19 protein-coding genes are annotated in these 15,199 nt (G+C 37.0%); 11 read left to right on the top strand and 8 right to left on the bottom strand.

What is annotated here, in order from left to right; translation table 11 throughout:
* Positions 1–39 precede the first annotated feature (39 nt).
* The gene (locus AS180_RS19155; RefSeq protein WP_156413515.1) at positions 40–201 is read left to right on the top strand and encodes a hypothetical protein; all 162 of its coding nucleotides are present in this window, start codon (positions 40–42) and stop codon (positions 199–201) included.
* Positions 202–250: 49 nt separating this feature from the next.
* On the opposite strand, the gene AS180_RS19150 is transcribed toward AS180_RS19155, so the two are convergent.
* Positions 251–1,129, bottom strand: a complete 879-nt coding sequence (locus tag AS180_RS19150) for a LysR family transcriptional regulator (protein ID WP_025910220.1) — start codon at positions 1,127–1,129, stop codon at positions 251–253.
* Between the two features lie 303 nt (positions 1,130–1,432).
* Here AS180_RS19150 and AS180_RS19145 point away from each other — a divergent pair, with 303 nt between their 5' ends.
* Genes AS180_RS19145 through AS180_RS19130 form a run of 4 tightly spaced genes read left to right on the top strand, consistent with a single transcriptional unit; the run spans position 1,433 to position 5,191 of the window.
* Positions 1,433–1,822 (top strand): GntR family transcriptional regulator, encoded by a 390-nt coding sequence (locus AS180_RS19145; RefSeq protein WP_025910218.1) that lies wholly within the window; start codon positions 1,433–1,435, stop codon positions 1,820–1,822.
* The gene (locus AS180_RS19140; RefSeq protein ID WP_025910217.1) at positions 1,815–2,714 is read left to right on the top strand and encodes an ABC transporter ATP-binding protein; all 900 of its coding nucleotides are present in this window, start codon (positions 1,815–1,817) and stop codon (positions 2,712–2,714) included. The genes AS180_RS19145 and AS180_RS19140 overlap by 8 nt, the downstream gene beginning before the upstream one ends.
* Positions 2,689–4,695, top strand: a complete 2,007-nt coding sequence (locus AS180_RS19135; protein ID WP_025910216.1) for a DUF6449 domain-containing protein — start codon at positions 2,689–2,691, stop codon at positions 4,693–4,695. The genes AS180_RS19140 and AS180_RS19135 overlap by 26 nt, the downstream gene beginning before the upstream one ends.
* Before the next feature lie 13 nt (positions 4,696–4,708).
* Positions 4,709–5,191 carry an RNA polymerase sigma factor gene (locus tag AS180_RS19130; RefSeq protein ID WP_025910215.1) on the top strand — a complete coding sequence of 161 codons (483 nt, stop codon included), beginning with the start codon at positions 4,709–4,711 and terminating at the stop codon, positions 5,189–5,191.
* Positions 5,192–5,227: 36 nt separating this feature from the next.
* Here AS180_RS19130 and AS180_RS19125 read toward each other — a convergent pair whose 3' ends face one another.
* Positions 5,228–5,803, bottom strand: coding sequence for a DedA family protein (locus tag AS180_RS19125; protein WP_025908453.1), 576 nt, complete (start codon positions 5,801–5,803; stop codon positions 5,228–5,230).
* A 186-nt stretch (positions 5,804–5,989) separates the two neighbouring features.
* Here AS180_RS19125 and AS180_RS19120 point away from each other — a divergent pair, with 186 nt between their 5' ends.
* Both AS180_RS19120 and AS180_RS19115 read left to right on the top strand, forming a co-directional pair.
* A complete protein-coding gene (locus tag AS180_RS19120; RefSeq protein WP_226372999.1) occupies positions 5,990–7,189 on the top strand; it encodes a DNA polymerase IV in 1,200 nt (399 codons plus the stop codon).
* A gap of 118 nt (positions 7,190–7,307) precedes the next feature.
* Positions 7,308–7,727, top strand: a complete 420-nt coding sequence (locus AS180_RS19115) for an organic hydroperoxide resistance protein (RefSeq protein ID WP_025908452.1) — start codon at positions 7,308–7,310, stop codon at positions 7,725–7,727.
* A gap of 30 nt (positions 7,728–7,757) precedes the next feature.
* Here AS180_RS19115 and AS180_RS19110 read toward each other — a convergent pair whose 3' ends face one another.
* Complete coding sequence (locus tag AS180_RS19110; protein WP_025908451.1) at positions 7,758–8,213, bottom strand: MarR family winged helix-turn-helix transcriptional regulator; 456 nt, start codon at positions 8,211–8,213, stop codon at positions 7,758–7,760.
* 157 nt (positions 8,214–8,370) lie between these two features.
* On the opposite strand from AS180_RS19110, the gene AS180_RS19105 reads away from it, so the two are divergent.
* Complete coding sequence (locus AS180_RS19105) at positions 8,371–8,580, top strand: cold-inducible protein YdjO-related protein (RefSeq protein ID WP_025908450.1); 210 nt, start codon at positions 8,371–8,373, stop codon at positions 8,578–8,580.
* A 39-nt stretch (positions 8,581–8,619) separates the two neighbouring features.
* Here AS180_RS19105 and AS180_RS22870 read toward each other — a convergent pair whose 3' ends face one another.
* Both AS180_RS22870 and AS180_RS19100 read right to left on the bottom strand, forming a co-directional pair.
* On the bottom strand, positions 8,620–8,730 hold the full coding sequence (locus tag AS180_RS22870) for an LPXTG cell wall anchor domain-containing protein (RefSeq protein ID WP_224840172.1): 111 nt from the start codon (positions 8,728–8,730) through the stop codon (positions 8,620–8,622).
* 123 nt (positions 8,731–8,853) lie between these two features.
* The gene (locus AS180_RS19100; RefSeq protein WP_025908449.1) at positions 8,854–9,834 is read right to left on the bottom strand and encodes a LysM peptidoglycan-binding and 3D domain-containing protein; all 981 of its coding nucleotides are present in this window, start codon (positions 9,832–9,834) and stop codon (positions 8,854–8,856) included.
* 314 nt (positions 9,835–10,148) lie between these two features.
* Here AS180_RS19100 and AS180_RS19095 point away from each other — a divergent pair, with 314 nt between their 5' ends.
* Positions 10,149–12,677 carry an AAA domain-containing protein gene (locus tag AS180_RS19095; RefSeq protein ID WP_025908448.1) on the top strand — a complete coding sequence of 843 codons (2,529 nt, stop codon included), beginning with the start codon at positions 10,149–10,151 and terminating at the stop codon, positions 12,675–12,677.
* 94 nt (positions 12,678–12,771) lie between these two features.
* Entirely contained in the window at positions 12,772–13,245 is a 474-nt protein-coding gene (locus AS180_RS19090) for a cobalamin B12-binding domain-containing protein (RefSeq protein WP_062687314.1), read from the top strand.
* 599 nt (positions 13,246–13,844) lie between these two features.
* On the opposite strand, the gene AS180_RS24105 is transcribed toward AS180_RS19090, so the two are convergent.
* From AS180_RS24105 to AS180_RS23695, 3 genes are read right to left on the bottom strand one after another with little or no spacing between them, the layout of a single operon-like run.
* Positions 13,845–13,982 (bottom strand): hypothetical protein, encoded by a 138-nt coding sequence (locus AS180_RS24105; RefSeq protein WP_225001604.1) that lies wholly within the window; start codon positions 13,980–13,982, stop codon positions 13,845–13,847.
* Positions 13,979–14,374 carry a hypothetical protein gene (locus tag AS180_RS23700; protein ID WP_025908446.1) on the bottom strand — a complete coding sequence of 132 codons (396 nt, stop codon included), beginning with the start codon at positions 14,372–14,374 and terminating at the stop codon, positions 13,979–13,981. The genes AS180_RS24105 and AS180_RS23700 overlap by 4 nt, the downstream gene beginning before the upstream one ends.
* A complete protein-coding gene (locus tag AS180_RS23695; protein ID WP_025908445.1) occupies positions 14,371–14,592 on the bottom strand; it encodes a chemotaxis protein CheB in 222 nt (73 codons plus the stop codon). The genes AS180_RS23700 and AS180_RS23695 overlap by 4 nt, the downstream gene beginning before the upstream one ends.
* Before the next feature lie 409 nt (positions 14,593–15,001).
* Between AS180_RS23695 and AS180_RS19070 the strand changes: the two genes are divergently transcribed.
* Complete coding sequence (locus AS180_RS19070) at positions 15,002–15,193, top strand: hypothetical protein (RefSeq protein WP_025910450.1); 192 nt, start codon at positions 15,002–15,004, stop codon at positions 15,191–15,193.
* The last annotated feature ends 6 nt before the right edge of the window (positions 15,194–15,199 follow it).

Raw genomic sequence — 15,199 nt, 5'->3', positions numbered from 1 at the left:
GTTTTTTTTGTTGATTGTGAAAACAATGTTGGAAACAGGGTGGAATGGAGCGTAGGACACTCGACTCCTGCGGGAAATAGAGGAAAACGTGAGATCCCGCAGCGCAGCGAGGAAGCTCAGGTTCCTCCCCGCGGAAAGCGAGTGGCCGTAGCGCAATGGAACGAATGTGTTGAGACAAACCAAAGAGATGAGAACAGCTAGTGTTCGTCTTTTAGAAGCAATCATTTTGTTATGTCCCAAACTCTTTTTGTTAGTTAGACGTTAACAGATGTAAAAACAGTTCAACGATTTTATTTTGTCCATTCGTGGTCGGATAAATATACGAAAATTTCCGTTTAAATGGTTCAGTGTCAAGGTTTAAGATAGCTAAATTCCCTTGTGCCACATCTTGTTTTATAGCGGATTTTGAAAGGACCGATAATCCTAAGTTCTGCATAACTGCTTCCTTAACTCCTTGATTGCTGCTGATGGTTAACATGCTCTTCATTTTTAGTCCATTTGAACTCATCATCAGATCAAGATAGGCTCTTGTACCAGACCCTGTTTCGCGCGCAACCCAACCTTCGTTTTGAAGCTCGCTTATTGCAACGTGCTGCTGTGCTGCTAATGGATGAGCCGTACCCGCTACAACCACGAGCTCATCTTCCATAAACGGTTCAATATGGAGCTCATGGTCATCGGTTTGTCCTTCAATTAATCCTACATCTAACTTAAAGTGTCGAACCAGCTGCGCAATTTCCTTTGTGTTGCCAATCGTTACGTTTACGTTGATATCGGGATACTGTGCTTGAAGCTTAGCGAGAAACGAAGGAAGAACGTATTCACCAATTGTGAAGCTAGCTCCAATTGTTAAAGTGCCTTTAACTAAGTGGTGATGTTCATAAATATCTCGCTTCGTGTGCTCGTATATTTGAATCATTTGCTTCGCACGAGTATAAAGGATCTCGCCGCTTGGCGTAATTTTTAATAATTTAGGCGAACGTAAAAACAATGAGGTTTGAAACTCTTTTTCTAAATTTTTTATATGTACGCTTACGCTTGGTTGCGAAATTAACAATTTTTCAGCAGCTTTTGTAAAGCTTTTTTCTTCTACAACCGTCACAAAGGTTCGCAATGCGTCGTAATACATGGTAAATCGCTCCTTACATAAAACATCTTATGAGTTCATTATATAGTAAGTTTTTGTTAATAGATAGCTTAATACCTATTTTCCTTATCAGATTTATAAGTTATCGAATTGAATTACTTTAGATAATCTGTTTGTTACCTTTTTGTAATAAAAGTCACAAAAGTACTTGTTTTTTCCAGATAACGTTGTATAATACTAACTGTAGTAACACATGTAGTACAGTTAGTACATTTGAACATACGATCATGATGAATGATGAATGATGAATGATAAATGATAAATGTGATGGAGAGGAGGGAAAGTATGTTTGATTTAGATATTCGTAGTCGTAAGCCTATTTATGAACAATTAGTTGATAAGTTAAAAGAGCTAATTATCCATGAAGTTTTTAAAGCAGACGAGAAACTGCCGTCTGTACGCTTGCTAGCGAAAGAACTAACAATTAACCCTAATACAATTCAAAAAGCATATCGAGAGCTAGAACATCAAAATTATATTTATTCAATTCCTGGAAAAGGAAGTTTTGTGACGGCGCAATCGGAACTATTAAACAATGAAAAGGTGAAAAAAATGAAAGAGGATTTAGTAAAGCTTATTGCTGAAGCGATGTATTTAGGAATGGGAAAAGAAGAAATCTTATCACTTATTTCACAAGCTGAACAAACCGTCAAAGGGGGAGAAAGTGATGATTGAATTAACCGAAGTAAAAAAATCCTTTGAAGATATAAAAGTATTAAACAATGTTTCTCTAACTGTTAAAAAAGGATCTATTTATGGTTTGCTTGGGTCCAACGGTGCAGGTAAAACAACATTATTAAAAACAATTGCGGGCATTTATCGTCAAAATTCAGGGAGCATACATATTGACAATGAAGAAGTATTTGAAAATGTGGCTCTTAAGCAAAGCATCATTTTTCTTCCAGACATTCCGTACTTTTTTGCACAATCCACGATTAAGCAGCTTGCGCAATTTTACAAGAATATGTACCCAACGTGGAACGAAGAACGTTTTCAGCAGTTAAAGCAGGCATTTCCAATTGACTTGAAGAAAAAGGTACACCGTATGTCGAAAGGGATGCAGCGACAAGTAGCATTTTGGCTCGCTTTATCCACGATGCCGGATATTTTAATATTAGATGAGCCTCTAGATGGGCTGGATGCTGTTATGCGTCAAAAAATCAAGAATTTACTAGTGCAAGACGTAGCGGAACGCGAGATGACCATTTTAATTTCCTCTCATAACCTTCGTGAAGTGGAGGATTTATGTGATCATGTGGGCATTTTGCATCAAGGACAGCTGTTAATTGAAAAAGACCTTGACGATTTGAAATCAGATATTCACAAGATTCAAGTAGCTTTTAAAGGCGACGTACCGCTTGCGTTTCATGAAGACTTGGAAATCTTATACGAAGAGAAGCGAGGAAGCGTACTTCTTTGTATTGTACGTGGTAAAGAAAATAAGCTAGCGTCTCGCATTCAATCATACAAGCCGCTTGTATTTGATATTTTACCGCTTACGCTCGAAGAAATCTTTATTTACGAAATGGGGGATGTTGGTTATGCCATCGAAAATATCATCGTTTAATCGAGGGCTGTTCACACAGTCATTTAGAAGCGTAGGTTGGATCGGATTAGTTTACTCATTCCTTCTTTTGTTTGCTCTTCCTCTCCAGCTTCTAATGAAGTATACGGGCAATCCAGAATTTAAGCCAGAAAAGATTAAGACATTATTTGAGCTATTCGATGGCTTACAGCTTGTCTTTATGTTTACAGTACCGGTGTTACTCGCGGTTTTTTTATTCCGTTATATTCAAACCAAAGCAGCAGCAGACTATTTTCATAGTTTGCCAGTTCGAAGAGAAGCTTTATATCACCAAAACATCATTGTGGGTATCGCAATTCTTGTCGTGCCGGTGGTAATTACAGCAGGTATAATCGGCCTTGTAAAAGGGATGTTAAACGTTACAGATCTCTATACAGCAAAAGACATTATGGTATGGGCAGGTTACACAATTATTTTTAACCTTGTTGTGTTCTTTGGAACAGTAGCATTTGGAATGTTCACAGGTATCTCAATCTTACAAGCTATTTTCCTATACGTTCTGTTTCTTTTACCTGGTGGCTTCGTTATGCTTCTTTTATCAAATTTAAAATTCTATTGGTATGGATTCCCAATTGATTATTATTTAAATAAAAGTGCTGAAAAATTAATACCGTTTTTACATGCGACGGAGCTAATGACGAAAAAGAATTTAACAATTAGTCCATGGATTTACGTCATACTTATCATTATCTTTTATGCGATTGGATACATCGCGTATAAAAAGCGTCATATCGAAGCGGCCACTCAGTCCATTTCATTTAAATGGGTGAAACCAATTTTTGTTTACGGTGTGACTACATGTGCGCTACTTGTTGGCGGTGTTTATTTTGGGTCCATGCAAGGAACATTTGGATGGATGGTCTTTGGCTATGTGTTAGGTGCTCTTATTGGGTATATTGTTGCTCAGGTCATTTTACACAAAACGTGGCGAATCGCTAAGTATTGGAAAGGATATGTGATTTCATTAGCTATTTTCTTTGCTATTGGTGCATTTGTTCATATTGATGCGTTTGGCTATGAATCAAAGGTTCCTGCACTAAATGAAGTAGAAAGTGTTTATTTCGAAGAAGGAACCTATTTAATTACTGAAGATCCAACCAGTGAACAGTACACAGAATATGGAAACGAGTATGTTCCTCCCTATTACTATACGAGTCAAGAAGCAGTTGAAGCAATTCATCGGCTACATGAACAATTAGCAAAGAATCCAGTCTCAATGACAAGTAAGGATATTCAAGGAGATGAAGGGCGCACAGTAGCAATTGCCTATAAGCTTAAAAACGGCAAGACGCTTGTGCGTGAGTATGAGTTGAACTTTAAAGCGTATCATCCACTGTATAAGAAAATCGCTGAAACAAAAGAGTTTAAAGAAAACTTTAATCCATTTTTACGAAGTGGAGATATGAGTGATGTTACAAATGTACAAATTACCTCGGATGGACAAATTAGTAAGCAAGCTAGCATTCGCAACCCAGAAGATATTAAAGCGCTTGCTGAAATACTAAAAACGTCGATGAAAAACGAAACATTTGAAGAAATGTACAGCGAGCGCGGACCATGGGCTTATATTGATTTCAATACGGGCCAAGGCAAAAATAAGCAACACGTAACCTGGGAAAAATCGTATGATGAAGTGAGCGATTGGCTAAAGAAAAAAGGCCTATATAACAAAGTGCGTGTATTACCAGAAGATATTGAAAAAATAGTTGTGCTAAAAAATCCACATCAGCATGAAATAGACTTTTATGCAGACGAAGAATTTCCTTCATTAGTAGAATCTGAGAAAACGATTGAAGTGAAGAATAACGATCAAAAAGAAGAAATTTTAGAAACCGTATCTTGGGCAAGCAACGGAGCTTATTTAGTCGGTATCTATTATAAAGAAGATCCTAGTACTCCTGAAATCCAGGAATTTACTGAGGAGACAGTTCCAGACTTTATTAAAGAAAAATTACTAAAATAAAGGGAGAAGAAATATGAGTGCTAGCAATATTGAACCATATTTGCGACAGGTGCTAGCTTATTTGCAAAAGCGAGGTGTCAGCAAGCAAGATGCTGAAGATATCACGCAAGATGTAGCGATGAAATACTTAGAAAATCAATATAAAGTTGAACAGGGGAAAGAAAGAGCTTGGTTGTTTCGAGTTGCTTTAAATAAGCGCTGTGATTTAATCAGAAAAAATTCCGTTCATACTCGCTATGTGCTAACACAGGGACCAACAGAGCTAAAAAATGCACCGATGGATTTTGTATTATCCAAAGAGCAATTTGAGCAATATGTAAAAGCTTTAAATAAATTAAAGCCTCAATATAAAAACCTATTGATCTTAAAATATGAGTATGGTTTAAAATATGAAGAGCTTTCTGAACAATTTAACATGAAAGTCACGACTATTAAGTCTGCACTTTATCGAGCACGAAAGCTATTCATGAAGCATTATGCATATCAGCTTATGTGAAAGAAGCCAATCTTCTACTTAGAGGATTGGCTTTTTTCATTCTTTACTACGCATTTTTCGCTTTTTATAGGCTAAGCTTCCAACACTGATGGCAATAAACAAAATAGTGAATTGAGAAATGGTTTCAAATGAAGCGGCATCATCAACTTTAAACCCCCATAAAAAAAACGCAAACGTCCAAACCAATCCAAATGAAAATGTTGTTGTTATATAATTAAGGTGAGGCATTTTCGTTGTTCCTAAAAATAATGGCATAACGTGTCGCATTCCCGGCAAGAAGAAGCTGAGCATAATGCCGAAGGAACCGTATGAGGTAATGAGGTTTTCAATTTCATATCGCTTTTTTTGAAAGCGTGATTGAGAGAGAGCTTTTATTGTTTGCTTGCGAAACCATCTAGCAAATAAGAATTTAACATATAAGCTAAGCATCATGGCACTGTAAGTCAAGAGAAAAGCAATAAGAGGGTGAAAAGTAGAAAGAGTGGCATGGTTACCTGCAAGCATAATAAAGAGAGGATCTGGAATAGGTGTGAAATTAGCACCAATGATGATTAATAAAAAGAAATATCCATATCCAAACTGTTGAATTACTGTGATAATCTGATCCACCACGGCGTTTCCCCCATTTTTGTCAAAGTTATTATAGTATACGAATGCTTCAAAGGGATGTTCATCAAACAATCCGCCCGTTTTTTACTCTTTGTCCATCATATTACAAACCGCTATAGAATTATTCACATTAATTGTTTTTTGGTTTAAAATAAGAACATATATTCTGTTGGTTCGGATAGAAAGAAGGTGAGTGTGTTGAAAGGCATGTATCCAAAAAAGGGAAGAGTCATATTGCATATTGATGTTAATGCTTTTTATGCATCGGTGGAAGAAGCGCGTAATCCGGCACTGAAAGGAAAACCTATGGCCATTGCGGGTAACCCAAAAGAGCGTAGAGGGATTGTGGTAACGTGCAACTATGCGGCTCGCAATAAAGGAATATATGCACCGATGCCATTATGGGAAGCTAAAAAAATTTTTCCTCAGCTAATTGTGTTAAAACCAGATTTTACTCTTTATCGCAAAGTATCAGCGCAAATGTTTTCTTATTTATCAACGATCTCTTCTATTCTTGAGCCTGCTTCTATTGACGAAGGATATCTAGATATAACGGATTGCTTTCATCAAGGTACGCCACTCGAGATTGCACAGCGAATACAGAACGATCTTTTGAATGAGTTACAAATACCGGTCTCAATCGGCATTGCACCAAATAAGTTTTTAGCTAAAACGGCAAGCAACATGAAAAAACCGCTTGGAATTACAATTTTAAGAAAGCGCGATATTCATCAGAAACTTTGGCCACACCCAGTGGTTTATATGCATGGTATAGGTAATAAAACCGCTGAGAAGTTGAATGCCGTTCATATCCATACGATTGAAGAGCTAGCGCACGCAGATGATCATAAGCTAAAGGCCACAGTTGGAGTAAGAGGAGTAGAAATGAAGCAAAGAGCTAATGGGATTGACGATCGACCTGTAAATCCAAATCGCAGGTCGGAATTTAAGTCGATTGGACATTCAAAAACATTAGCGAAAAATATGACGGATGATCGGGAGATGGTACCGATTTTAAATGATCTCGCTGAGTCTGTTAGTAAGCGAATGCATGCCAAAAAAGTAGTCAGCAAAACGATTCAGTTAACCATTCGCTATAGTAATTTCAAAACAATTACAAGAACCCAAACCATTGATCAGTGGACCAATCAGTCAAAAGTGTTGCTTCATTGGGTAAACAAGTTGCTTCAAAAGCATTGGAACGGTGAACCAGTTCGCTTGTTAGGGGTAGCAGCTCTACAAGTAGAACGAATGAACGATCGAAATCAAGAGCAGCTTAGTTTATTTACATATGAACGGCACGTAAAAGATGAACCGCTCTATAAAGCAGTTCAGCAGCTTCAAAGTAAATATGGTGATGAAATTATACGAAAGGGGTTAAAAAAATAATAGAAGAGAGTATAGAACGACATGTTTCAATCCACTCTAAAAGGGTAATATATCCATAGAGCGTGCAAGAGCTTTTTTGCATGAGCAAGGACTTTACAATTACGTATATGAGGTGATTTTGATGTCAGTTTTATTTACTTCAAAAGCAACAGCAGTAGGTGGGCGTGAAGGGCACGTCAAATCAGATGATGGCCTAATTAATCTAGATTTAGTAATGCCTTCACCAAACAATACAAAAGAAGGAACGAATCCGGAGCAGCTTTTTGCAGCAGGATATGCTTCTTGCTTTGACGGGGCTTTAAATCTAATTGCTAAAAAGCAAAAATATTCCATCGAATCATCAATTACGGCTGAAGTTAGCTTAATGAAAGACCCAGCTGATGATGGGTTTAAGTTAGCAGTAACGTTAAACGCTCATTTAAAAGGGGTATCGCAAGAAGAGGCTGAAAAGCTAGTGAAGGCAGCACATGAATTTTGTCCATATTCAAAAGCAACTAGAGGGAACATTGACGTAACGTTAAATACGACGGCTGAATAAAAAAGCAGTGCACAAAAGTGCACTGCTTTTTTACTGGCTTTTTCCATTGTGACTATGGATAGCGTTTAACAGCTGGTGAAGCATTTGTTTTAAATTTGCTAGCTCTTCAGGAGAGTAATCTGTCATATTAAATACTTCATCTGGAATTTGACAAGCTTTATCTCGAAGTGAAGCGCCTTTTTCTGTTAAGCTTACTAACACAACGCGTTCATCTTCCTGCGAGCGTTCACGGATTACAAGCCCTTGCTCTTGCATACGTTTCAGCATCGGAGTTAGCGTACCGGAATCTAGGTATAAGAGTTCTCCCATTTTCTTTACGCTGACTCTTCCATGCTCCCATAGGACAAGAAGAGCTAAGTACTGTGGGTACGTAACGCCAATTTTATCTAAAAGAGGCTTATACACTTTTGTAATTTCACGTGACGTAGCATAAATAGAAAAACAAAGCTGATTTTCTAACTTTAATCTTGAAAATAAATCGGTCATTTTAAACTCCTTCAATATAATTGTTCACTATGTAATTATATACAATTTATCAAAGAGATTCAAAACAAACAAATGTAAATTTTGACATAGTTTGTCAAAATACCTTAAATAAAAAAGCGCTTTTTCCATATACTAAGAAAAAAAGGGAGCTGTGCTCATGTATTTTGCGAAAAAAGGTATGGAAGAACAGGTTACTCAGATGATGGATACAAATGTTTATGCGTGCCAGTCTGACTCGTGTAACGGATGGATGAGAGAAGATTTTGTGACGTCAGATTATAATTGCCCAATGTGTGGAAATGAAATGTCTCAAGAAGTAAGAGAGTTACCTAAAATCAAGAAGGATTTTCAATTTTATAATCGTTAAACAAAGAGCGTTTAAAAAAGAAGCTACAATAGCTTCTTTTTACTTTTTATTATGTTTGCGGCGTCTTTTAAAATAAAAGTAAAGGCCTCCTAATAATAAAACAACTAATAATAATACGCTCGTTGGAAAATATAAGGTGCCAATATTCATAGTGATAACCTCCAGTATAGCAATCTAAATAGTTGAAACGTCTACGTTGTTGTCTTAGCATTCTTATTCCCTTTAAGGTGAGGGTTAAACACTAAAATAAAAAAGAAGCCCCGTAGGCTTCTTTTAGTTTAATACTTTAACTGTAACTGTTTTACGGCCCCACTTCATCGCGTCGCTTTGAGATGGAATAAAAACGTCAATACGATTCCCTTTAATAGCACCACCCGTATCACCTGCAATTGCTTCTCCGTATCCATCTACGTATACGCGTGACCCAAGAGGAATAATAGATGGATCAACAGCAATTACTTTTTGATTTGGATTTGCACGTAGGTCAATTCCTATCTTTGTAATACCACTACAGCCAGTACAAAAAGCTGTGTAAGCCGTAGCAACAACCTGAAATTCTTTTTTTACTTCTTGATTTTCAGAAGGGTTTGGTGTTTGTGGCTTAGAAGATACAGGATTCGATACCTCAGGGGCAGCTGGTGCTGGAGCAACAGATCCATTTACTTTAAGCGTTTGATTAATGTAAATTGTGTTTGCTGATAAGCCGTTTAGCTGCTGTAATGTTGAAACTGAAATACCATGCCTTTGGGCAATGCTCCACAACGTATCTCCTGGCTTCACTTTATATGTACTAGTAGGAGCCTGTTGTTGGGGTTGCTCTATTTTTTCATCGGGTGGTGCTGTTACAGCGCTGGCCCCATTTACAGTTAGCACTTGGTTAACGTAAATAATATTGGATGATAAGTTATTATACTGTTTTAGTTGCTCAACTGATAAACCATGAGATTTTGCAATGCGATAAAGCGTATCACCTGATTGAACTTTATATGTATTTTGGGATGTAGAAGATGTTGGTGATGCTGTATGCGTATCAGCTGAACTACTAATATGTAAGGTTTGATTTGTATAAATAATAGTGGATGATAAGTTATTCCATGCTTGTAAGTCTTTCACCGATACATTATATTTTTTTGAAATGCTATAAAGCGTGTCGCCCGATTGAACTTTATAAGTTTCCGCGTCTGCTGATGCCATGCCTGCAATTCCCATTGAAACAAGTGCCGTTGCACCAAGTGAAAAAATATGCTTTTTCATTCTTTTTTCTCCTTTGTGACTATGAATTTATTACCATTCTATCAACCTTATGTAACAGGAATGTTTCAATAGTATAGATAGTTTGTTACAAAAAGAAAAATAAAGAAGAATACTTGTGTGATTTTTGTCGTTATTTGTAGACAAATAGTCCTATTCATACTTAATGGTAGAAAAAACTATGAAAGTTGTGTCGGATTTTATGCCTGCATAAAGTGTTGGAACATGCTAGAATAGAAAAGTTGTAGAGAACGGAATAAATGAGTTGGAGGTGAAAGGCACTGTTAGAAAAAAGGTTGTGACAGTGCTTAACTCAATTGAAAAAAACAGTTTCACAGTATTTAAAAGAGTGGGTTCGGGCTTTATCAATTGAAATTAGCCACTTGAAGAAAGAAGGCGGAAAAAAAGAGCAGCTAGTTAACGGGGAATACGTAGGACGATATGGAGAAGCTTTTGTGTACCGTTTTCAGATGGTACGCTTTTTTAACGTAATCGATGGAACTAGCATGCGCGTAAAGGTTCAGGATGCAGAGCTTGATGGCGAGATTTTAGCTCATGAAAAACACGAGGTATATGTAAAGGTAGGGGTTTATTTAGGTTCTGATGTTCCTATTTTATACTTATTTAACGAACCATGGGAACTTTTACAAGCATTGATTGACCGGTTAGAAGAACTGAAAGACTATAAGAAAAAGCGTGCTAGAGTTAAACGCTTAATGACGGGTACGGCGAAGGTGAATCATGAAGAATACAAAATGAAAAACGATCTTCATGAAATCTTACTGAGAGCTCATCATAATCAAACAACGTATTTATGGGGACCTCCGGGAACAGGAAAAACATACACGCTATCACGCATTATTAATAGCATGTACCGGAAGAAAAAGCGCGTATTGGTAGTGTCGCATAGCAATGCAGCTGTTGACGTATTAATGAACGAGGCGTTAGCACGTATTGAGGCTAAGCACAAGTGGAAAAAAGGAGAGGTTGTACGCTACGGGACTATGGCAAATAAGGAGCTTCAAACAAAACTTTCTACGACTCTATTAGTTGAACACGAGCATCCAAATCTTGCGAGAAAAGAGAAGGATTTACAAGAACAATATGTACGTTTAACGAGATATCCTTCTAAAGAGCGTGAGATTCAACAAGTTAAAAAGAAGCTCAATAGCGTGAAACAAGAGATGGCTGAGTTTGAAAAAGAGCTAGTGCAAAAAGCAGTCATTATTGGCACAACATTAACTAAAGTGGCAACGGATGCATCCGTTTATGAAAAAGAATATGATGTAGTAATTGTAGATGAAGTGAGCATGGCTTATACGCCACAAGTGGCTTTAGCTGCTTCGTTAGGTAAACACATTGTTGTTTGTGGAGATTTTAAGCAGCTTCCAGCCGTTTCTCAATCAAAGCATGCGTATGTGCAAGAAGCGTTAGGGCGTGATGTATTTGAGCAATCAGGAATTGCTGCACAAATCCATGAAGGAAACTGGCATCCACATTTAGTGATATTAAAGCAACAGCGTCGTATGCACCCAAATATTTCAGCGTTTACAAACGCTCATGTATATGGTGGTAAAGTAAGCGACCATGCATCTGTAGTACAAAGAGAAGCGATTGCTCAACTAAAACCGTTTGTAGACAAAGCCCTTGTGCTGATGAATACAAGCGGTATTAAGACATTTGCTCAAAAAGAAAAAAATGGGGGATCTCGGTATAATTTAGTATCTGCTTTTATTTCAAGTAGCTTGCTTATTCGCGCATTTAAAAGTGGAATTACATCATTAGGCTATGTTACCCCATACCGAGCACAAGCGCAGCTTGTAAGAGATCTAGTAAAAGGAGTGATTCCTGAGGAGCATATTCTTGCTGCAACAGTTCATAAGTTTCAAGGTTCTGAAAAAGATCTTATGATTTTTGATACAGTTGATAGTCATCCTTTTTCAAAGCCAGGTATACTTCTTATAAATGAATTAGCGGACCGTCTCATAAACGTAGCAATTACAAGAGCAAAAGGAAAATTTATTATGATAGGTGACCTGCCTTACTTAACTAAACGTTTGCCTAACGAGAGATTGCTTTTTAAGCTACTTCAATATATGAAGGAGCGAAATGCTATCTATCAACCGAATGAATATTTAAAAGAAATGATTCAAGATAAGCAGTTAATTTGGCATAAAGGAATCGATGTCCACAAGATAGTAATGGATATTAAACGTGCGAAAAATAAATTATTTATCGTGTTGCCTACTACAAAAGAATGGCCGAATAGGCTTTGGGAAGCGATTAATGAGTTTCGGGGAACGGTTACAATTTTGACAAAAGAACCAAGAAGGCTTAAGGTCAAAGAAGGAGTTGAAATTATACCTTCTCACTTTCCTTTTTTTATCTTCGCGATGGATGAGAAAAGTTTGTGGTGTAGTAACGAAATTAATGAGGGGAATTCTATTTCTTTAACCGTTCGCATTGAGCACTCAGACTTTGTCCAAATGTTTTTAAGTTATGTTGATATGACGCCCGTTTCCAGTCATTTAAAGCAGGAATGGCTACAGGTAAATAAGGCAGGATATTCATTGGCAGACTACTTAAATATATGGGATCGATGTTCGGAATGTTATAGCGTTCGAGACGCTGAAGTGACAGTAAAAGGAAAAATTCGGTTTGTTTGTCATCACTGCGGGAATACGGGGGGTATAACGAGAAAAATTTTCCAAGATTATTTAAGACATGTAAATGCTGAATGTAAAGCCTGTAAGAAAAAGGTTGAAGTTGCGTTTCGAGAAGGTGTCTACGCTTACTGTCCGTCATGTGAAAAAGAGGCTTTACCAAAAGATTTGCTCTCTATCTAGAAGAGAAAGGATGTGTTCATTTTGGACAACCACGCCCCCGTAGTATTAGCAAAATCACTTGTTGAAGGGAAGATACAAAAAAAGTTGGTTGATTGTGGGTTCATATATAGAAAATGGTTCGTCCTTAGTGGATACTTATCGTCTAATCAGTACCATGTATCAGATTGGGCAATGGTGGCAAGAGAATAAAATTTCAGTTGCTGATGAACATTTGGCTACGGCAACATGTGATTATATAATTGCTCGACTACAGTTTACCGTGAATAAAGAAAAGCTGCCAAGCAAGCGTGCTTTGCTTTTTTGTGTCGAAGGAGAAGGACACTATATTGGCCTGAAAATGTTGGCATCTTTGCTTGAAAAGTATAAATGGGAAGTGGGAAATTTAGGAGCTAACCTTCCTTTATCATACGCTATTAACAGTATTGAAAAGCGGAGGCCAGAAGTTGTCGGAATATCTATTTCACAGGTGCATTTGTTACCAAGCTTAAAGCAATATATTAACGAAATAGAAAGTTTAACCTATTCACCTACTGCGTTAGTAGGGGGGGAGGTTATTGCAACATTATGATTTAACTGGATACGGTTCAACACAAACCGTATTTATTAACGAGATTGAACAATTTGAGCAGTGGCTGTTTGAAAACGCACTGAAGCAGTCTCTTGTATCGGGGGGGAATATGACGTCATTATCGCTTGAAGCTATTCCCGTTCCGTTATTTATTGTGGATAAAAGTGGACAAATCATTGATTTTACACCAAGCGTGACCAAAATGTTTTTACCAGCTAGCGATATAGCCGACATAATTGATAAAGACAGTCATGAAAAGCTAAAAACTCTCGTTCGAGAACGAGAAGAAAAGCGTGTGGAGATTAATATGATTACGTTTGATAATCCAGTTGCTTTATTTGACGTTTATTATAAACCAGAAGCGTATAACAATCAGGACGTATTTATTTGCTATCCCGTCCATGAATATATGACGAATATGCAGTCAACGCTAAATCAATTTAGAAGTATGACTACTCAAGAACCAGAACATGCAAAGCAAACATTGACGGTTATTGAAGAAGATCAAGATACCATCTTGCAGCTCTATTCACTATCATCTAAGCGTCAGCTACGGGAAATGAAAACAAATGTAAAGACAGTATTAGATTTACTAACGATTATTTATCCTGATGTAATTGAGGCTGAAAAAGCTGAGTACTTCGATTTAAACCCAGCTGCTTTGTATAAAAATCGTATACGTGCATACCAAACATTTCTTTAAAATCAACTTTATATTCTGTGAATTTTTGATTCATGTATTTAATTTGACCTTTATGGTCCGTAATAAAGATACTTGTTGGGCTATGGGCAACAGCAAATGAAGTAATTGCGAGCTCTTCATTTTACGAATGTTTTTTTTCACTTGGTAAGAATTGTACTTTGTTGGTTCAAAGTACTGATTGATTTGTTCTTCAATTAATGAAAAAGCTTCTTTATCTCGCAAGAATTGTGTTAAGACAATTAATAAATCACGCTGAAGATCAACAATTTCAACAGGATGATCATTTAAATAATCTCGGTAATCTTCCAACGTCTCACATGGAGTCTCTAATACAGAGCCTTTCAGGGTGACAAAGTAGTGAGGAGCAGCTAAGTAAACGGTATTTTCTTGTAATGTCATACCGTTTTCGATTTGAACAATATTCATATTGGTTTTTTTGCTAAAAGCTCGGGCATAAAACTTTTATATCTTGACGATAAGTGTTGAATAACAATGAAAGCCATGCCGTTTGAAGAAGGCATATTCGCAAAGAACTGTTCAATTGCTTCTAGGCCACCAGCCGAAGCCCCAATCCCTACGACATGTATGGCTTTTGGGTTGTGTATTTCAGATAATGAGATGGTAGAAAGCGTTTTGTTCTTCATATTGTAATCTCCAAGTTCCGGTGAGATTCTGCTTTCTATATGTAAGGAGTGAATTTTACCGATGATAGTTTAAATATATTAATTAATGGTCAGCGAAAGTTTTCTTCATCTGTCACTGAGTAGAAAATCAATCATTATTTACAAACTGAAATTCCACTTGAAAATTCTTAAATACGGTAAATAAAGAAAAAAATTCTAAAATATCCATATACGTATTTTAACAAATCTCACAAGCTGTTCCCATCCCGTTTCGTAAAATTCTTTATAAATAGTATGTAACATCCAAATAAAACATTTTCCCTAAAATAAAAACTATAAACATTAATACGTAAGCCCGTAATCAAACAACGCATATAAAACATCAGGCACCTCCGGTACGATAAATGTATCAATCAAAGGAGGTGCCATTATGTCTACAAACAAATTAACCATTGTTCCCGTCAAACTCGATCCTATTCCAGTTGAAATTTCTTCGAATCATTCTCTCCAATACACTGCTGAGCCAAGTTGTGTAATTAAAACCGCTGTGGCTGAAATTTCCTTCTTCAATGGCGTAGATGAGCGCATTATCCAAACCATTATGAAGGAGCTGAAGGGATGAAACAGG

Source organism: Priestia veravalensis (genome assembly GCF_001457055.1).
In the GTDB taxonomy this organism is placed as follows: Bacteria; Bacillota; Bacilli; order Bacillales; family Bacillaceae_H; genus Priestia; species Priestia flexa.
The sequence above is the reverse complement of the archived record's forward strand: the minus strand, read 5'-3'. Positions and strand labels throughout refer to the sequence as shown.